At 67.0% G+C, this 18,218-nt stretch carries 16 protein-coding genes; 14 read left to right on the top strand and 2 right to left on the bottom strand.

Going from position 1 to position 18,218, the window contains the following annotated elements:
• The first annotated feature begins 27 nt into the window (after positions 1-27).
• From AC2FAN_RS14910 to AC2FAN_RS14885, 6 genes are read left to right on the top strand one after another with little or no spacing between them, the layout of a single operon-like run.
• Positions 28-1,617 carry a gamma-glutamyltransferase family protein gene (locus AC2FAN_RS14910; protein WP_485175051.1) on the top strand — a complete coding sequence of 530 codons (1,590 nt, stop codon included), beginning with the start codon at positions 28-30 and terminating at the stop codon, positions 1,615-1,617.
• Between the two features lie 6 nt (positions 1,618-1,623).
• Positions 1,624-2,820, top strand: a complete 1,197-nt coding sequence (locus tag AC2FAN_RS14905; protein ID WP_485175049.1) for an amidase — start codon at positions 1,624-1,626, stop codon at positions 2,818-2,820.
• 12 nt (positions 2,821-2,832) lie between these two features.
• Positions 2,833-3,471 (top strand): nitrile hydratase subunit alpha, encoded by a 639-nt coding sequence (gene nthA, locus AC2FAN_RS14900; RefSeq protein ID WP_485175047.1) that lies wholly within the window; start codon positions 2,833-2,835, stop codon positions 3,469-3,471.
• Positions 3,468-4,127 (top strand): nitrile hydratase subunit beta, encoded by a 660-nt coding sequence (nthB, locus tag AC2FAN_RS14895; RefSeq protein ID WP_265050541.1) that lies wholly within the window; start codon positions 3,468-3,470, stop codon positions 4,125-4,127. The genes nthA and nthB overlap by 4 nt, the downstream gene beginning before the upstream one ends.
• Complete coding sequence (locus AC2FAN_RS14890) at positions 4,114-4,521, top strand: nitrile hydratase accessory protein (protein WP_265050542.1); 408 nt, start codon at positions 4,114-4,116, stop codon at positions 4,519-4,521. Before nthB ends, AC2FAN_RS14890 begins: the two co-directional genes overlap by 14 nt.
• Positions 4,522-4,578: 57 nt before the next feature.
• Positions 4,579-5,517 (top strand): DUF6454 family protein, encoded by a 939-nt coding sequence (locus AC2FAN_RS14885; RefSeq protein WP_265050543.1) that lies wholly within the window; start codon positions 4,579-4,581, stop codon positions 5,515-5,517.
• Positions 5,518-5,520: 3 nt separating this feature from the next.
• Here AC2FAN_RS14885 and AC2FAN_RS14880 read toward each other — a convergent pair whose 3' ends face one another.
• The gene (locus AC2FAN_RS14880) at positions 5,521-6,546 is read right to left on the bottom strand and encodes a nickel/cobalt transporter (protein ID WP_485175044.1); all 1,026 of its coding nucleotides are present in this window, start codon (positions 6,544-6,546) and stop codon (positions 5,521-5,523) included.
• Entirely contained in the window at positions 6,537-7,178 is a 642-nt protein-coding gene (locus AC2FAN_RS14875; protein WP_265050545.1) for a DUF1007 family protein, read from the bottom strand. The genes AC2FAN_RS14880 and AC2FAN_RS14875 overlap by 10 nt, the downstream gene beginning before the upstream one ends.
• A gap of 312 nt (positions 7,179-7,490) precedes the next feature.
• Between AC2FAN_RS14875 and AC2FAN_RS14870 the strand changes: the two genes are divergently transcribed.
• From AC2FAN_RS14870 to AC2FAN_RS14835, 8 genes are all read left to right on the top strand, one after another.
• Positions 7,491-11,048 (top strand): indolepyruvate ferredoxin oxidoreductase family protein, encoded by a 3,558-nt coding sequence (locus AC2FAN_RS14870; RefSeq protein WP_485175042.1) that lies wholly within the window; start codon positions 7,491-7,493, stop codon positions 11,046-11,048.
• A gap of 186 nt (positions 11,049-11,234) precedes the next feature.
• The gene (locus AC2FAN_RS14865; RefSeq protein ID WP_485175041.1) at positions 11,235-11,909 is read left to right on the top strand and encodes a Crp/Fnr family transcriptional regulator; all 675 of its coding nucleotides are present in this window, start codon (positions 11,235-11,237) and stop codon (positions 11,907-11,909) included.
• Between the two features lie 79 nt (positions 11,910-11,988).
• On the top strand, positions 11,989-12,198 hold the full coding sequence (locus tag AC2FAN_RS14860) for a hypothetical protein (RefSeq protein WP_265050548.1): 210 nt from the start codon (positions 11,989-11,991) through the stop codon (positions 12,196-12,198).
• 79 nt (positions 12,199-12,277) lie between these two features.
• The gene (locus tag AC2FAN_RS14855; RefSeq protein WP_265050549.1) at positions 12,278-12,583 is read left to right on the top strand and encodes a hypothetical protein; all 306 of its coding nucleotides are present in this window, start codon (positions 12,278-12,280) and stop codon (positions 12,581-12,583) included.
• 329 nt (positions 12,584-12,912) lie between these two features.
• A complete protein-coding gene (locus tag AC2FAN_RS14850; protein WP_485175253.1) occupies positions 12,913-14,898 on the top strand; it encodes an AMP-dependent synthetase/ligase in 1,986 nt (661 codons plus the stop codon).
• Positions 14,899-14,909: 11 nt separating this feature from the next.
• Positions 14,910-15,710 (top strand): ABC transporter ATP-binding protein, encoded by an 801-nt coding sequence (locus tag AC2FAN_RS14845; protein WP_442865039.1) that lies wholly within the window; start codon positions 14,910-14,912, stop codon positions 15,708-15,710.
• A 337-nt stretch (positions 15,711-16,047) separates the two neighbouring features.
• On the top strand, positions 16,048-16,962 hold the full coding sequence (locus AC2FAN_RS14840; protein WP_265054933.1) for a branched-chain amino acid ABC transporter permease: 915 nt from the start codon (positions 16,048-16,050) through the stop codon (positions 16,960-16,962).
• 166 nt (positions 16,963-17,128) lie between these two features.
• Positions 17,129-18,208 (top strand): branched-chain amino acid ABC transporter permease, encoded by a 1,080-nt coding sequence (locus AC2FAN_RS14835; RefSeq protein WP_485175038.1) that lies wholly within the window; start codon positions 17,129-17,131, stop codon positions 18,206-18,208.
• The last annotated feature ends 10 nt before the right edge of the window (positions 18,209-18,218 follow it).

Raw genomic sequence — 18,218 nt, 5'->3', positions numbered from 1 at the left:
CATGGCTTCGGAGATTGAAAAGCCCTGATGCTCGAAACGCCAGTCTTCGCTTCGGCCGCGGTCGCCGCGCCTCACCGCCTCGCCTCGGAGGCCGGGCGCGCCATTTTGACCGAAGGCGGCAACGCCATCGAGGCCATGGTCGCGATGGCCGCCACGATCGCCGTGGTCTACCCGCATATGAACGGCATCGGCGGCGACGGTTTCTGGCTGGTCCATGAGCCCGGCGGCCGGATGCACGGCATCGAGGCCTGCGGCCCGGCGGGCTCCCTCGCCACGATCGAGCATTATCGCCGCCGTGACTACGACGTCATCCCCTCGCGGGGGCCGGAAGCGGCTCTCACGGTCGCCGGAGCCATCGGCGGCTGGCAGCTCGCGCTCGACCTTTCCCGCTCGCTGGGCGGGCGCCTGCCCCTGCGCGACCTGCTCCTCGATGCCATCGGCCATGGCCGCGAGGGCTATGAGATCTCCGGCTCCGAACTCGGCAACCAGCCCAACGAGCTGGACGCGCTGAAGGCCGCGCCCGGCTTCTTGCCCGCCTTCTGGATCGACGGCGCGCCGCCGAAGCCCGGCGCCCGCCGCAAACCGGAGACCCTGGCCGCGATGCTGCAGCAGTTGGCCGATGCCGGCCTCGACGATTTCTACCGCGGCGATGTCGGCCATGAGATCGCCGCCGATCTCGCGCGCATCGGTGCACCGATCGCCCGCGCCGATCTCGATCGCTACCGCGCCCGGAGCGTCGCGCCACTGGCGCTGAAGCTGCCCGGCCTCATGGTCTACAACCTGCCGCCGCCGACGCAGGGACTGGCCTCCCTGCTCATCCTCGGCATCTTCGAGCGGCTCGGCCCGGTGAAGCTCGACAGCTTCGAGCATCATCACGGGCTGATCGAGGCGACGAAGCGCGCCTTCGCCATCCGCGACCGCTACGTCACCGACCCGACCCAGCTCGATCATCCCCCAGCCGATTTCCTGAGCGACGCCGCTCTGGCGCGCGAGGCGGCCGCCATCGACAGGAAGCGGGCGGCGAAACTGCCGCTGCGCAATGGCGACGGCGATACGGTCTGGATGGGCGCCATCGACGCCAACGGCCTCGCCGTCTCCTACATCCAGTCGATCTATTGGGAGTACGGCTCCGGCTGCGTCCTGCCGCGCACCGGCATCCATTGGCAGAACCGCGGCGTCTCCTTCTCGCTGGACAAGAAGGCGGCCAATCCGCTGGCGCCCGGCCGCAAGCCCTTCCACACGTTGAACCCCGCCCTTGCCGGCTTCGCCGACGGGCGCATCCTGCCCTATGGCTCGATGGGCGGCGACGGCCAGCCGCAGTTCCAGGCGCAGATCCTGACGCGCTACCGCGCCGGCCAGAACCTCGCCACGGCTGTGGACGCGCCGCGCTGGCTCTTCGGCAAGACCTGGGGCGCCAGCTCGACCAGCCTCAAATTCGAGAGCCGCTTCGAATCGTCGCTGCTGGAGCGGCTCGACGCGGCCGGCCATCCGATCACCGAGACCGGCCAGGCCTATTCAGAAGGCTTCGGCCATGCCGGCATGCTGGTGAAGCACGCCAAGGGCCATGTCGAGGCGGTGCATGATCCGCGCTCCGACGGCGATTCCAGGGGGATCTGACGCCAGATGACTTTCGACGATCCGTTCCGCTGTTTCGTCCCTTATCCCGACGCGCCGGTGAAGCATGCCGTCGCCGGGCCCCTCGCCGGGCTGACTCTGGCGGTGAAGGATCTCTTCGACGTCAAGGGCTATCCGACCGGGGCCGGCTCGCCGCTCGTGCTGGCGCAATCCGGCATCAAGACGAAGACCGCGCCGATCGTGAAAGACCTGCTCCAGGCCGGCGCCCGCTTCGTCGGCAAGACCCATACGGACGAGCTCGCCTTCTCGCTCAACGGCCAGAACGCGCATTTCGGTTCGCCGATCAATCCGGCCGCGCCGGAGCGCATCACCGGCGGCTCCTCCTGCGGCTCGATGGCGGCCGTGGCGGGGCGCCTCGCCGATGTCGGGCTGGGCTCGGACACCGGCGGCTCGGTGCGTGCGCCGGCGAGCTATGGCGGCCTCTTCGGCATCCGCCCCACTCATGGCCGGCTCTCGCTGAAGCGAAGCTGGCCGCTGGCTGAAAGCCTCGACACGCCCGGCTGGTTCGCCCGTGACGGTGACGTTTTCGCCCGCGTCGCCAACGTGCTGCTTGGCCTGGACCGGACCGAACTGCCGGAAGCCCCGCGCCTGCTGCTCGCCGACGACATGTTCGCCCAGGCGGTGCCTGAAGCGGAGACGATCCTGCGCAACGTCGTGCAGCGGGCGATTCCCGCGCTCGGCCAGCCCGAGGGCGTCAAGCTCGTCCGCGACCTCGACCCGCTCTACTGGGCCTTCCGCTGGATCCAGGGCCGCGAGGCCTGGATCGCCGACGGCGCCATGATCGAGCGCTTCGCCCCGCCGCTCGGGCCGGGCGTGAAGGAGCGCTTCGCCTTCTCGAAGGCGGTGACCGACGCCGAATATGCCAGGGGCGAGGCCACTCGCAAGACCTTCCGCGCCAAGCTCTCGCGGCTGCTGGCGCAGGACGGCGTGCTGATCCTGCCGACCATGCCGGACGTCGCGCCGCTGATCGGTGCGAAGGAGTCGGAGCTTGAGGATTTCCGCAACCGGGCGCTGCGGCTGCTCTGTCTCTCCGGCCTTTCAGGCTTTCCGCAGGTCACCATCCCCGTAGCGCAGCGCGAGGGTGCCCCGCTCGGCCTGTCGCTGATAGGCCCGAAGGGCTCCGACCGGTCGCTCGTCGCCTTCGCCGTGCGCTACGAGCAAGCCGCCCGCATCCGGATCGCCTGAGAGGAGGTCGCCATGAGCGGACACCACCATGATCACGACCACAGCCACGACAACCACTTCACCGCCATCGAGGCGCGGGTGAAGGCGTTGGAGACGCTGATGGTCGAGAAGGGCTATGTCGATCCCGCCGCGCTCGACGCCATCATCGAGACCTACGAGACCAAGGTCGGCCCGCGCGACGGGGCCCGCATCGTCGCCAGGGCCTGGACGGACCTGGCCTATGCCGATCGCCTCAAGGCTGATGGCACGGCGGCGGCCGCCGAACTCGGCTATGGCGGGCGCGGCGGCGAGCACATCGTCGCCTGCTTCAACACCCCCGAGCAGCACAACCTGATCGTCTGCACCCTCTGCTCCTGCTATCCTTGGCCGGTGCTGGGGCTGCCGCCGGTCTGGTACAAATCCCCGCCCTATCGCGCCAAGGCAGTGATCGACCCGCGCGGCACCATCGCCGATTTCGGCGTGACGTTGCCGGAGAACCAGCGCATCCGCGTCTGGGATTCGACCGCCGAAACCCGCTTCATCGTCATCCCCATGCGCCCGGCCGGCACCGAGGGCTGGAGCGAGGAAAAGCTGGCGAGCATCGTCAGCCGCGATTCGATGATCGGCACTGGCCTGCCCCACCTGGAGGATGCGGCGGAGGGCACAGCATGAACAGCGCCCATGACCTCGGCGGCCAGATGGCCTTCGGCCCTGTCGTGCCGGAGCCGAACGAGCCGGTCTTCCACGGCGACTGGGAAAAGCGCGTCCTTGCGATCAACGTCGCGGCCGGCGCCATGGGCGCCTGGTCGATCGACGAGATCCGCCACGCCCGCGAGAGCCTGCCGCCGGCGCAGTATCTCTCCTCGACCTATTACGAGATCTGGCTCGCCGCGCTCGACAAGGTGCTGGTCAAGCACGGCTTCCTCACAGCCAAAGAGCTCGCCTCCGGCAAGCCTGCGCCAGAGCGCCGCGAGCCGAAGCGCGTGCTCAAGGGCGAGGAGGTCGCTGGCGTGCTCCGCCGCGGCTTCCCCTATGAGCGCGAACCCAAGGCACCTGCGCGTTTCGCCGTCGGCGACAAGGTCCGCACCATCGTGATGCACCCGCAGCACCACACCCGCCTGCCGCGCTATGCCCGCGGCAAGGAAGGCCTGATCGAGCGCGTCACCGGCTGCCATGTCTTCCCGGATACGGGCGCCCAAGGGCAACCCGAGACGGCGCAGTGGCTCTACACCGTCGTCTTCGACGGCCGCGCACTCTGGGGCCGCGACGCCGATCCCACCTCCACCGTCAGCATCGAGGCCTGGGAGAGCTATCTTGAGCCGGCCTGAGACCGATCTGGCGCAGGCATTGGCCGCCGATACGCCGATCCCGCGCGATGCCGAGGGTCCGATCTTCGCCGAGCCCTGGCAGGCCCAGGCCTTCGCTCTTGTCGTCGCGCTCCAGAACAGGGGCGTCTTCACCGCCGATGAATGGGCGCAGGCTCTCGGTGCCGAAATCCGCGAGGCGCTCGCTGCCGGCGGCTGCCGCGACGGCTCGGATTATTACGAGCGCTGGTGCGAGGCGCTGGAGCATCTGCTGATCGAGAAGGGCCTCGCCTCGCATGACGGCGTCGATGCGCTCGCTGCCTCCTGGGCCCGCGCCGCCGAGGCGACGCCGCACGGCAAGCCGATCCTGCTGGAAAATGATCCGCAGCGTCAGACGGAAGCGCCATCGATCAGGTAAAGCGTTATAATCGGAGAGAACGCCGACAGGGCGTCGTCACAACCTGGGAGAACCCCGATGAAGACGCGCCTTGCCGCCGGGCTGCTCGCCGCCGCCCTCATGTCCTGGGGCTCCGCTCTGGCCGCCGATCCCGCACTCAACGACGCGATCCCGAAGCTGACTCGCGCGACGCCATGGCAGCAGAAGGCGGCGATAACCCTGCAGTTCCCGACCTTCCACCCGCAGGGCATGGTCAAGATCGGCGACGCCTTCTTCGTCTCCTCCGTCGACATCCGCAAGCCGACGACGCGCTTCCCGACTCCGCAGGGCGGCTATGACCGCGACACCGGCGAAGGCGTGGGCCATCTCTTCAAGGTCGATGCCGAAGGCCGCCTTCTGGCCGATCTCACGCTTGGCGAGGGCTCGATCTACCACCCCGGCGGAATCGACTTCGACGGCCAGCATATCTGGGTGCCCGTCGCCGAGTACCGGCCCAATAGCCAGTCGATCATCTACAAGGTCGACCCGGCGACGATGAAGGCCACCGAGGTGTTCCGCTTCAAGGACCATATCGGCGGCATCGTCCACAACACCGACGACAAATCGCTGCACGGCGTCAGCTGGGGCTCGCGTCGCTTCTACAAATGGCCGCTCGACACCGAGGACAAGGTGACCAATGCCGGAACGCCGCCGGAGCAGCTGCGCGTGCCCAACCCCGCGCTCTATATCGACTATCAGGATTGCCACTTCCTCGGTCGCAGCAGGATGCTCTGCGCCGGCCTCAACACCTACCGGACAGCACCGGATGCCCCGGTCTTCCGGCTTGGCGGGTTCGAGATCGTCGATTTGCGCGACAACCGACCGGTCTACCAGCTCCCGATCGAGCTCTGGTCGCCATCCGGGTTGCCGATGACGCAGAATCCGTTCTGGGTCGAGCCCGCCGGTCAGGGCGTGCGCGCCTACTTCATGCCGGATGACGACAAGTCGACGCTCTTCGTTTACGAGGCGGCGCCGTAGCGCTCAGCCTCCCATCCCGCCGACCCACAGGCCGGTGAAGAGCGCCGTGCCCAGCACGGCGACGAAGGCGGCGGCGAGGAGTTCGAGTCCGGCAATCAATCGCGCCGAGCGCAGGCTGCCGCCGCCGGCGAATTTCAGCGCCGCGAACTTGAAGAAGACGGCGAAGGCGGCAAGCGCCCCTGTGGTGATCGCCGTGCCCAGCGCCATTGCGAAAGTCGCGGCGACACCAGCCCAGAACAACCCCTGCGAGGCTGCGAAGACGAGGATGATCAGCGCCCCCGCGCAAGGGCGCGAACCCGCCGCCAGCACGACGCCGGCCATGTCGCGCCAGCCCGCGAGCCGCGCGACCGCATCGGCGTCCGGCATATGGACGTGGTCGCAGGCCGCCGGATCATGCGCGGACGCACCGGCTTCGAGCCCGACCAAGGCTCCCGCCTTCCGCCAGAGCATCAGGAACCCGACCAGCGCAACCAGCAGGAAGCTGCCCTGCTCGATCATGCTCGTCGCCGCGTTCATCTGCATGGCCGTGGTCCTCAGCAGAAGCGTCGCCACGGCCACGATCGCGATCGCGACGACAGCCTGCAGCAGCGCCGCGGCGAAGCTCAGGCCGAGCCCCCGCTTCAGGCTGCGATTGTCGGCGACGATATAGCCGGAGATCACCGCCTTGCCGTGACCCGGCCCGGCCGCGTGGAAGACGCCGTAACCGAAGGAGAGCCCGAGCAGCCCCCATAACGCCCCCGGCGCCGTCGCGATCGCCTTCAGCGTCGCCGTCAGCTCGCGATAGAAGCTCGATTGCCAGGCGATGAGCAAAGCGCCGAAGCCGGTCGTCGAGGGCAGTGCCTCGCGCGGCAGGGCCGTGCCGAAAGGATTGCGCGGCGGAGGTGGAGGCGGCGGGCTCACCGCCGCTATCGCCATCGCCAAGGCGGTCAGCACACCGGCGACCAGCAGCAGCGCCAGCACGCAGGCGATCAGCCTGCGCGGCAGCAGAGCGCCGGCAGGGCGAGCGGTTTCGGCCGGCGTCAGGGACATGCAACCAGCGCCCGCGTCGTCACCTCAAGCCCGCTGACATCCGGCGTCGCGGTGATATCGGCCTCGGCGAGGCGCTTCTGGGTGGCATCGTCGAGCTTGGGCGGCCGGTTGACGCGCACCACGCAGCCCTGCGGCGCGTCCTTGGTGACGACCGCATCCGGGGCATCCACGATGGTGAAGGCAACGAAATAGGTGGGGTCGCCGATCTCGATGCCGAAGGAGCGCGCCTTCGACGGACTTTTCAGCGGCAGCGTGTAGACCAGCGTCAGGATCTTGTTTTCATAGGACATCACCTGCTCGCCCGGCGCGCCGAACTCCTGTTTCCGGCCGTTGAGCTTGGCGGCCGTGAAGAACTCGACATCCGGCAGCGATTCGACATTGATCTTGGCGAGTTCGGAGAGTTCGTCCGAGGTCAGCTTGCCATCGCCGTTCTTGTCGAGACCCTGGGTGATATAGGCCGAATAGGCCTCGTCGAAGCTCCAGTGATGCCGGATCGCCCGAACAGAGCCGTCCGGAGCAAAGACGATCTCGGCCTTGGCATTGACGAAGACATGCGGATGCGCCGCCGCCGGCCCCGCCATGGCGGCCAGCAGGAGCCCGGTCAGGGCTGTCAGATAGGCGCGTCGCATCATGGGCGAACCCCTCCAAGCTCCGGCACGCCGGGCGGATCATGACCGATCGTCAACGGCCACGACGACAGGCGTGCGACCGCGCGAACAGCCATCCCCGCCAAACGGGGCCAAATCGCGGCGCCTTCCGCATGACGCGCTTCGGCCGTTCCCGCAAGCCTCTGGACGCAGCCCCGAAAACTGGAATGATACCAAGTTGATTGACCGCCTCCGGCCGATATATCAGCGTTGCTGACATATTTGCCGCGATGACGGCAGAGCACGAGGCCGGAACAACCGGCCCGTCGGCGGGAACGACGATCCGGGAGGCCGATCATGGCCGAGACACCGCGGAAATCCGGCACCGAGGCGGGCGCGCTGCGCCAGATCGGACTGCGCGAAGTCGCGCTCGACGACAAATACGACCTCGACAAGCGCGAAGTCTTCCTCACCGGCACCCAGGCGGTCGCCCGCATGCTGCTGATGCAGCGCGAGCGGGACCGGCGCGCCGGGCTCGATACCGCCGGCTTCGTCTCGGGCTATCGCGGCTCCCCGCTCGGCGGCCTCGACCAGCAGTTGATGCGCGCGGCCAAGCCGCTCAAGGCGGCCAACATCGTCTTCCAGCCCGGCCTGAACGAGGACCTCGCCGCCACCGCCATCTGGGGCACGCAGCAGGCCGGCTTGAGCGGCGAAGGCAAGCATGACGGCGTCTTCGCGCTCTGGTACGGCAAGGGCCCGGGCGTCGACCGCTCCGGCGACGTCCTGCGCCATGGCAACATGGCCGGCACCGACCCCCATGGCGGCGTGATCTGCCTGATGGGCGACGACCATACCGCCGAATCCTCGACCAACGCCCACCAGACCGAATTCGTCCTCGTCGACCGGATGATGCCGATCCTCAACCCGGCCGGGGTGCAGGAGATCATCGACTACAGCCTGCACGGCATCGCGCTCTCACGCTTCGCCTCGGTCTGGGTCGGCATCAAATGCGTCAAGGACAACATCGAATCGACGGCCTCGATCGATGGCTCGCTCGACCGCGTCACGATCGTCGCGCCGACGGATTTCGTCCCGCCGCCGGGCGGCCTCGCCATCCGCCGCGAGCTCGATTTCGTCGAGCAGGAGCGCCGGCTCCATCTCTACAAGCGCGACGCGATGCTGGCCTATCTGCGCGCCAACAAGCTGAACCGCATCGTCACCCATGGCGGGAAAAAGCCCCGCATCGGCATCGCCACGGTCGGCAAATCCTATCTCGACGTGCGCCAGGCCATGGAGGATCTCGGCATCGACGAGGTCCGCGCCAACGATCTCGGCATCCGCTTGTTCAAGCTCGCCTGCCCCTGGCCGATCGACCCGGCCGAGCTGAAGGCCTTCGCCAAAGGCCTGGACCTCATCATGGTGGTCGAGGAGAAGCGCTCGCTGATCGAGGTGCAGGTCCGCGAAGAGCTTTACGGCGCCAGGCACCAGCCGATGGTGATCGGCAAGAAGGACGAGAAGGGCGACTGGCTCTTCCCCATCCATGGCGCACTCGACCCGAACGACATCGCCATCGCGCTCGGTGGTCGCATCCTGCAATACCGCGACGATCCCGCCCTGCGCGCCCGGCTGGAGGAGATCGCCCAGGCGCAAGGCCGCCTCGCCGAGGCGCAGGAGATCGCGAAGCGCACGCCCTATTTCTGCTCGGGCTGCCCGCACAACTCCTCGACCGTCGTGCCCGAGGGCTCGCGCGCCTATGCCGGCATCGGCTGCCACTACATGGTGCAGTGGATGGACCGCGACACCGCCGGCTTCACCCAGATGGGCGGCGAAGGCGCGAACTGGGTCGGCGAAGCCCCGTTCTCGACCCGCAGCCATGTCTTCCAGAATCTCGGCGACGGCACCTATACCCATTCCGGCTCGCTCGCGATCCGCTGGGCGGTCGCGAGCGGCGTCACCATCACCTACAAGCTGCTCTACAACGACGCCGTCGCCATGACCGGCGGCCAGCAGGCCGAAGGCCATCTCTCTCCCGACCAGATGGCGCGGCAGGTCGCGGCCGAGGGCGTGCAGCGCATCGCCGTCGTCAGCGACGACCCCGGCAAATACCCGCCCGGCACGCAATGGCCGGCCGGCACGACGCTGCACCACCGCGACGAGCTCGACGCCGTCCAGCGCGAATTGGCGGCGACGTCTGGCGTCTCGCTTTTGCTCTACGACCAGACCTGCGCCACCGAGAAGCGGCGGCGGCGCAAGCGCGGCGCCTATCCCGATCCCGACAAGCGCGTCCTCATCAACGAGCTGGTCTGCGAAGGCTGTGGCGATTGCGGCGTGCAGTCGAACTGCGTCTCGGTGCAGCCGCTCGAGACCGAGTTCGGCCGCAAGCGCCAGATCGACCAGTCGAACTGCAACAAGGATTTCTCCTGCCTCAAGGGCTTCTGCCCGTCCTTCGTGACTGTGCACGGCGCGCGGCCGAAGAAGGCCGATCCGCTCAAGCTCGATGCCGGCATGCTCGGCCAGGACGATCTGCCGGAACCCGTCGTGCCGGCGCTCGACCGCAGCTTCGCGGTGATCGTCACCGGCGTCGGCGGCACCGGCGTCGTCACCATCGGCGCCATCCTCGGCATGGCCGCGCATCTCGAAGGCAAGGGCTGCGGCATGATCGACATGGCCGGCCTCGCCCAGAAAGGCGGCGCCGTCTTCAGCCACGTCAAGCTAGCGCCCCGGCCGGAAGACATTCATGCGATCCGCGTCGCCGCCGGGCAGGCCGACCTCGTCCTAGGCTGCGACCTCACCGTCACCGGCTCGAAGAAGGTGCTCGGCGCGATCCGGCCGGAGCGCGGCATGGTCATCGTCAACACCGCCGAGAGCCTGCCCGGCGATTTCACCCGCAACGCCGATTTCTCGTTGCCGACCGAACGGCTGAAACGCGCCATCCTCTCGGCAGCCGGGCGCGACCGGACCCATTTCCTCGATGCCACGGCAGCTGCAGTCGCGTTCCTCGGCAATGCCATCGCCGCCAACATGTTCATGCTCGGCCATGCCTGGCAGCTCGGTACGGTCCCCCTCTCCCGCGAGTCGTTGCTTAGGGCGATCGAACTCAACGGCGAGGCCGTCGCCATGAACCGGCAGGCCTTCGAGCTCGGCCGCCGCGCCGCGCATGATCCGGACGCGCTGATGGAATTGCTGGCGCCGAACCGGGCGGCGACGCCCGCCCGCGAGCTTTCGCACACGCTCGAAGAGATCATCGCCCGCCGCGTCGCCCATCTCACCGCCTATCAGAATCCCGCCTATGCGGCGCGCTACCGCCATCTCGTCGCCCGCGTGCAGACGCGGGAGGCTGCGATGGCGCCCGGCCAGTCCGCGCTCGGCGAAACGGTCGCGCGCTACCTCTTCAAGCTGATGGCCTACAAGGACGAGTACGAAGTCGCCCGCCTCTACAGCGACGGCGCCTTCCGTAGGCAGGTCGCAGCGACCTTCGAGGCCGATGGCGCGGACGGCAAGCCGCTGCGCTACGAGTTCCATCTCGCGCCGCCGCTGCTGGGCAGGCGCGATCCGAACACCGGCCTGCCGCGCAAGATCAGCTTCGGCCCGTGGATGATGGGCGCCTTCGGGCTTCTGGCAAGGCTCAAGGGCCTGCGCGGCACCGCCCTGGATCCCTTCGGCTACACGCAGGAGCGCCGCACGGAACGCAGCCTGATCACGGACTACGAAACCCTGCTGAGCGAGCTGCTGACACGGCTTTCCCCGGAGAACCATGCCCTCTGCGTCGCGCTCGCCGCGATCCCGGAGAAGATCCGCGGCTTCGGCTACGTCAAGGAGCGGCATCTGAACGCCGCGAAGGCCGAGGAGGCGGAGTTGCTGACCCAGTTGCGCGAGGGAAACAGCACATTGGCCCTGCCGCAGGCTGCGGAATAGCCCCGCCGTTCCGCATCGTCATGCTCGGACTTGACCCGAGCATCTCGTGACAAGGAGGCTCCGGAGCCTCTTCCTGAATCCGGAGCCTCTTCCTGAAGGAGATTCTCGAGTCTACGCTCCGCTTCGCCCGAGAATGACGCCACGCCGCCCGAAGCCTGCCCCTTGCAAACCCGGACAGCCGCCATCTTGATCACCCCCGAGGAACTGCGCGCCATCGCCTCCTGGTCCCGCGACCTGTCCGACGACGAGTTCGAGGAGGCGCGGCGCGGCATTTCCTTCAAGAGCTACGGCAAGGGCGCCTCGATCTGCCATGTCGGCGACCGGTTGGAATCCTGGACCGGCGTCGCCGAGGGGCTGGTCAAGATGGCGACCACGTCCAAGGCCGGGAAATCGGCAACGCTCGCCGGCCTGCGCGCCGGCGCCTGGTTCGGCGAGGGCACCGTGATCAAGGCCGAGCCGCGACGCTACGAATTGGTGGCGCTGCGCGAGTCGCGGATCGCCCTGATGCGCCGCTCGACCTTCCTCTGGCTGTTCGAGCATTCGGCGGCCTTCAACCGCTTCCTCGTCCACCAGTTCAACGAGCGCCTCGCCCAGTTCATCTCGCTCGCCGAGACCGAGCGCACGCTCGATTCCACCGGCCGCCTCGCCCGCAATCTCGCCTGGCTGTTCAACCCGACCCTCTACCCCGATCTCGGCCGCACCCTGGCGATATCGCAGGAGGAGCTCGGCATGCTCGCCGGCATCTCCAGGCAGATGGCCAATCAGGGTCTGGCGAAGCTCGCCGATCTCGGCATGATCGAGATCGGCCATGGCAGCATCACCATCCGCGACCTCAACAAGCTGACCCGCTACGAAGGTTGAGACGTCCTTCACGGCACCAATCCGCACTTCGCGCGTTGCCTTTCTCGAACAGCCCCGAGCTGAGTAAAGGAACGACGCGATGTTTGGCTTCTTCGACACGCTCATGAAACGGGTCAACGACCAGGCCGCCGAATACGCCGCCGCCCAGTCGAAGGTCGCGAGCCGCGCATGGGAAGGTTGGTTCGACCCCTTCCATGTCCTTCAACCGGCAAAGGTCACTGCCGAGCGCCCGATGCGTGGCAAGGCATCCCGCAGCGAACCCGCAGCGCGGGGCGGCCGGTCTTTCTGAACGGCAGCCAACCCAGCCGTTCAGGCTTTGTTGGGCCGAGGACTGGTCTGATCGGGTTCATCAACCGAAGGAGACGACCATGCGTAGCTTCCTGATGGCCGCCGGCCTCGCCCTCGCCGCGATCGCGGCAACGCCAGCCGGCGCGACGACCCCGTCCATTGCACAGACCGAAGCGCTGGACAGGCTGCCCGCCGAATATACTCGCCACACCCGCGAGCACCGCGAGTGGGAAATCCAGCACAACATGGAGCGGCAGCAGCGCCGTGACTACTATCGTCAAGGCCGTGGCTATGACCGCGGCTACGGCTATGAGCGCCGCTATGGCGGTCCGCCGCCGCATGCTCCGGCCTATGGCTACCGCCGGAACTATTACGAGCGTTACTGACCCTCGCCGCCGTCCCGGCCCGCCCGCAGTTCGTCCGAGCTGCGGGCGGTTTTTTTGCGTAAGACTTTCGTTGCACGCAATAGCGACGTGCCGCCGCCCTGCCGGCAGCGCCAGAAATCACGGTAAATTGAACGAGATCTGGGGCGAAACTCGTGGCAGCAGTCGCTGAGCAGACTTCGGCGGGACAATAGTCACCAAAAGACGAATTGTCTGTCAAGCGGGTCCTTGCGAAGATGATGGCCGCCTGCAAGTCTTGCATGACAACGAGACCGGAAACCGGCTCACAGGAAGCTGCCACGACGCATGGCGGCTCGTCAGGGGAGAACGCAATCGTGGCAAGCGGCACCGCCGGCCAGGCGGATACCTTTCCGAAATTGCTGTTGCGCAATGCCAGGGAGCGCGCCTCGCGGGTCGCGTTTCGTCACAAGGATCTCGGGATCTGGCAGTCCTGGAACTGGGCCGAGGTGGCTGAGCACGTCCGCAATTTCGCCAAGGGGCTGCAGGATCTCGGGCTGAAGCGCGGCGAGAAGGTCGCGATCATCGGCTACAACCGGCCGCGGCTGTACTGGTCGATGTGCGCGGCGCAGTGGATCGGCGCCATCCCCGTGCCGGTCTACGCCGATGGCGTCGCCGAGGAGATGGCCTATGTCCTCGACCATGCCGAGGCCGTCTTCGCCGTGGTGCAGGACCAGGAGCAGGTCGACAAGCTGCTCTCCATCGCCGACCGGCTGCCGCATCTCAGGCACATGCTCTATGACGAGCCGCGCGGCCTGCGCGACTACGACCACACCAAGCTTCACGCCATCGAGATGGTGATCCAGGCCGGCGCGAAGGCGCTTCAGGACCAGCAGGCCGAGGCCACGCTCGCCCGCGAGATGGAGCAGGGCAAGGGCTCCGACCTCGGCATCATCCTCTACACCTCCGGCACCACCGGGCGCCCCAAGGGCGTGATGCTCAGCCACTACAACGTCATCGTCGCCGCCGAGATCGGCTGCGGCTTCGATGGGCTGAACGAGAGCGACGAGGTCATCGCCTATCTGCCGATCGCCTGGGTCGGCGACCACATCTTCTCCTACGCGCAGGCGATGCTGGCCGGTTTCTGCGTCAACTGCCCGGAAAGCCCGGACACCGTCATCGACGACCGCCGCGAGGTCGGCACCACCTATGCCTTCGCCCCACCGCGCGTCTTCGAGAACATGCTGACCCTCACCATGGTGCGTATGGAGGATGCGAGCGCCCTGAAGCGCAAGGCGTTCCACTACTTCCTCGGCGTCGCCAAGCAATACGGCGAAAAGATCCTGAACGGCGAGAGCGTGCCGCTGAAGGGCCGGCTGCTCTACAAGCTCGGCGACATGCTGGTCTACGGCCCGCTGCGCAATCGCTTCGGCCTGACCAACATCAAGGTCGGCTACACGGCCGGCGAGGCGATCGGCCCCGAACTCTTCCGCTTCTACCGCTCGATCGGCGTCAACCTGAAACAGCTCTACGGCCAGACCGAGGCCGGGGTGTACATCACCATGCAGCCCAACGGCGAGATCAAGGCCGACACGGTCGGCAAGCCGGCGCCGCTGGTCGAGATCCGCATCGACGACAATGGCGAGGTGCTCTACCGCTCGCCCTCGATCTTCGGCGGCTACTACAAGGACCCGGACAAGACCGCCGAGACGATGACGGCCGACGGCTATGTCCGCTCCGGCGATGCCGGCTTCTTCGACGAGGGCGGCCACCTCAAGATCATCGACCGCGCCAAGGATGTCGGCAAGCTCAACAGCGGCGACCTCTTCCCGCCGAAATACATCGAGAACAAGCTGAAGTTCTATCCGAACATCAAGGAGGTCGTGGCCTTCGGCCAGGGCCGCGACTATGCCACCGTCGCGCTCAACATCGACCTCACCGCCGTCGGCAACTGGGCCGAGCGCAACAACGTGGTCTATGCCTCCTATCAGGAATTGGCCGGCCACGATCTCGTCTACGACATGATCGCCAAGCACGTCGACGAGGTGAACCGCTCGCTTGCCGGCGAGCCGATGATGGGCGGCGCTCAGATCAAGCGCTTCCTCATCCTGCACAAGGAACTCGATGCCGACGACGGCGAATTGACCCGCACCCAGAAGGTCCGCCGCGGCTTCATCGCCGAGCGCTACGCGCCGCTGGTTGCCGCGCTCTATGACGGATCGGAAGCGGCGGATATCTCGACGGAAGTGACCTTCGAGGACGGCCGCAAGGGTGCCATCTCGGCCCGCGTCAAGGTGCGCGACGCCACTCTCTATCCGGTGGCTCCGCAGGAGGCGCCGGCAGCGGCGAAGGCGGCATGAACGCGGAGCCGATGAACGTGACGGGCACCCCCATCAGCGCCAAGGGCGAAACCCTGCTCTCGGTCGAGAACATCTCGCTGCGCTTCGGCGGCGTGAAGGCGATCACCGACGTCTCCTTCGACATCCGCAAGGGCGAGATCCGGGCCATCATCGGCCCCAACGGCGCCGGCAAGACCTCGATGCTCAACTGCATCAACGGCTTCTACCAGCCGCAGGAAGGCCAGATCGTCTTCAAGGGCGAGCGCCGTGCCAAGATGCGCCCGCATCGCGCCGCCGCCGGCGGCATCGCCCGCACCTTCCAGAACGTCGCGCTGTTCAAGGGCATGTCGACGCTCGACAACATCATGACCGGCCGCACCCTCAAGATGAAGAAGGGCTTCTTCTGGCAGGCTTTGCGCCACGGCCCGGCGATGCAGGAGGAGATCGAGCATCGCCGCGTCGTCGAGGACATCATCGACTTCCTGCAGATCGAGCACATCCGCAAGCTGCCGGTCGGCAAGCTGCCCTACGGCCTGCAGAAGCGCGTCGAGCTCGGCCGCGCGCTGGCGATGGAGCCCGAGTTGCTTCTGCTCGACGAGCCGATGGCCGGCATGAACCTCGAGGAGAAGGAGGACATGTGCCGCTTCATCCTCGACGTGAACAACCAGTTCGGCACGACGATTGCGCTGATCGAGCACGATATGGGCGTGGTCATGGACCTCTCCGACCGCGTCGTCGTGCTCGAATACGGCCGCAAGATCGCCGACGGCACACCCGACGAGGTCAAGGCCAACCAGCGCGTCATCGACGCCTATCTGGGAGTGGCGCACTGATGACAGCTCTCCCCCTCTTTCTCAGCCCTCATCCTGAGGAGCGCTCCGCAGGAGCGCGTCTCGAAGGATGCTCCAGTGGGCTCTTCCCGCGCGAGCTGAACCATCCTTCGAGACGCCGCTTCGCGGCTCCTCAGGATGAGGGCTCGTTTGTGTTGCCGATAATCTGGAAGGCGCAGCCATGAGCGACGTCGCCACCCGCCCCGCGCCGAGCCTTCTTGCCAATCCCTGGATCAAGGCCGGCCTGATCCTCGCCGCCATCGTGATCGCCGCGATCGTCGGCGCGCGGCTCGACGGCTCCGGCACGCTTCATGCCATCTTCGTCGATCCGTTCCAGCAGATGGCGCAGGCGCCCGACCTGCTCGTGCAGACGATCTGGGAGGGCCTCGTCTCCGGCGTGCTCTACGCCCTGATCGCGCTCGGCTTCGTCCTGATCTTCAAGGCGTCGGGCGTGTTCAACTTCGCCCAGGGCATCATGGTGGTGTTCGCGGCGCTGACGCTGGTCGGCCTCTACGAGAAGGGCGTGCCGGCCTTCCTTGCCGTCATCATCACGCTCGGCGTCATGTTCGCGCTGGCCGTCACCATCGAGCGCGTGGTGCTGCGGCCCCTGGTCAACCAGCCCGACATCATCCTGTTCATGGCGACCTTCGGCATCACCTATTTCCTGATCGGCTTCGGCGAAGCCCTGTTTGGCGGCAATCCCAAGCAGATGATCGCCGACCAGCTTTATCTGCCCAAGGGCGCGCTCGATCTGCAGATTCTGGGCGGACTGGTCTCGCTGCAGAAGATCGACATCGCCGCCGCGATCATCGCCTCGCTGATGATCGCTGCGCTTGCCGCCTTCTTCCAGTACACCCGCATCGGGCGCGCGCTGCGGGCCGTCGCCGACAGCCACAAGGCGGCGCTCTCGGTCGGCATTTCGCTCAACCAGATCTGGGTCATCGTCTGGTTCACCGCCGGCATCGTGGCGCTGATCACCGGCATCATGTGGGGCGCGCGCTCGGACGTCTCCTTCGCGCTCGAGATCGTCGCGCTGAAGGCGCTGCCGGTGCTGATCCTCGGCGGCTTCACCTCAATCCCGGGCGCCATCGTCGGCGGGCTCATCATCGGCATCGGCGAGAAGCTCGGCGAGTTCTACTGGGGCCCGCTGATCGGCGGCGGCATCGAGAGCTGGCTCGCCTATTTCATTGCGCTGGGCTTCCTGCTGTTCAGGCCTCAGGGCCTGTTCGGCGACAAGATCATCGAGAGGATCTGACGGCGATGCGGACGAACCTCTCCGTCATTCCAGGGCGATCCGCAGGATCGAGCCCGGAACCCATAAACGCAGGTGGCGCCGGCAAAGGCGCGACCTCCTCGCAGCCGACAATGTTCATGGATTCCAGGCTCGGCGCTTCGCGTCGCCCCGGAATGACGGTGTAACCATGCTCTACCGCGAGGCCGGCCAGTACAAATCGACCTATTCCGCCGACATGGCCGTCTTCCCCCTGCGGGAAGACCGGATCGGGCTCGGCATCATCCTGGCGATCGCGCTCGTCGCGATCCCCTTCTTCGGCAGCGACTTCTTCATCGCCTCGGTGATGATCCCCTTCCTGGTCTTCTCGCTCGCCGCGATCGGGCTCAACATCCTCACCGGCTATACCGGGCTGATCTCGCTCGGCACCGCCGCCTTCATGGGTGTCGGCGCCTATGCCTGCTACAAGCTGACGACCGTCTTCCCGAACGTGAACATCATCGTCCTGATTCTCGTCTCCGGGCTGTTCTCTGCCGGCATCGGCGTGCTCTTCGGCCTGCCCTCGCTGCGCATCAAGGGCTTCTATCTCGCCGTCGCGACGCTCGCCGCGCAGTTCTTCCTGCAATGGGCCTTCGTGCGCGTGCCCTGGCTGTTCAACTACAATGCCTCCGGCGCCATCGAGGTGCCGCAGCGCACGCTCTTCGGCATCCCGCTCACCGGCGCCTCCGCCACGCCCGAGACGCGCTATTTCGTCTGCCTCGGCCTCGTCGTGGTGCTGACCTGGTTCGCCTCGAACCTGGTGCATGGCAAGCTGGGCCGGTCATGGATGGCCGTGCGCGACATGGACATCGCCGCCGAGCTGATGGGCATCAAGCTGCTCAACGCCAAGCTGATGGCCTTCGCCGTCTCGTCCTATTTCGCCGGCGTCGCCGGGGCGATGATGATCTTCCTCTGGTACGGCGGCGGCGAGGCGGCGGACGTGTTCTCGATCCGCCTCTCCTTCAACATCCTGTTCATGGTCATCATCGGCGGCCTGGGCTCGCTGATCGGCTCCTTCTTCGGCGCGGCCTTCCTCTCGATCCTGCCGACGGCGCTGAAATTCGGCCTGCCGGCGCTCGGTGTCCCGATCGCGGGCGCCGCCGCCGAGCATGTCACCTTCATGGTGGTCGGCGCGCTGATCATCCTCTTCCTGATCGTCGAGCCGCACGGCCTCGCCCGGCTCTGGCAGATCGGGAAGCAGAAATCGCGCACATGGCCCTTCCCTTACTGAATCGGCCCTT

The sequence above is a fragment of the Allobosea sp. RIT-PG3_2 genome, assembly GCF_057321085.1.
Note: the sequence above shows the minus strand (reverse complement) of the source record. Positions and strands in the feature narration are given on the sequence as shown.

Bases quoted from the DNA above. Each gene is read 5' to 3' on its own strand.
- AC2FAN_RS14910 (WP_485175051.1), top strand. From the start codon at position 28: ATGCTCGAAACGCCAGTCTTCGCTTCGGCCGCGGTCGCCGCGCCTCAC.
- AC2FAN_RS14905 (WP_485175049.1), top strand. From the start codon at position 1,624: ATGACTTTCGACGATCCGTTCCGCTGTTTCGTCCCTTATCCCGACGCG.
- nthA (WP_485175047.1), top strand. From the start codon at position 2,833: ATGAGCGGACACCACCATGATCACGACCACAGCCACGACAACCACTTC.
- nthB (WP_265050541.1), top strand. From the start codon at position 3,468: ATGAACAGCGCCCATGACCTCGGCGGCCAGATGGCCTTCGGCCCTGTC.
- AC2FAN_RS14885 (WP_265050543.1), top strand. From the start codon at position 4,579: ATGAAGACGCGCCTTGCCGCCGGGCTGCTCGCCGCCGCCCTCATGTCC.
- AC2FAN_RS14880 (WP_485175044.1), bottom strand. From the start codon at position 6,546: ATGTCCCTGACGCCGGCCGAAACCGCTCGCCCTGCCGGCGCTCTGCTG.
- AC2FAN_RS14875 (WP_265050545.1), bottom strand. From the start codon at position 7,178: ATGATGCGACGCGCCTATCTGACAGCCCTGACCGGGCTCCTGCTGGCC.
- AC2FAN_RS14870 (WP_485175042.1), top strand. From the start codon at position 7,491: ATGGCCGAGACACCGCGGAAATCCGGCACCGAGGCGGGCGCGCTGCGC.
- AC2FAN_RS14860 (WP_265050548.1), top strand. From the start codon at position 11,989: ATGTTTGGCTTCTTCGACACGCTCATGAAACGGGTCAACGACCAGGCC.
- AC2FAN_RS14855 (WP_265050549.1), top strand. From the start codon at position 12,278: ATGCGTAGCTTCCTGATGGCCGCCGGCCTCGCCCTCGCCGCGATCGCG.
- AC2FAN_RS14845 (WP_442865039.1), top strand. From the start codon at position 14,910: ATGAACGTGACGGGCACCCCCATCAGCGCCAAGGGCGAAACCCTGCTC.
- AC2FAN_RS14840 (WP_265054933.1), top strand. From the start codon at position 16,048: ATGGCGCAGGCGCCCGACCTGCTCGTGCAGACGATCTGGGAGGGCCTC.
- AC2FAN_RS14835 (WP_485175038.1), top strand. From the start codon at position 17,129: ATGCTCTACCGCGAGGCCGGCCAGTACAAATCGACCTATTCCGCCGAC.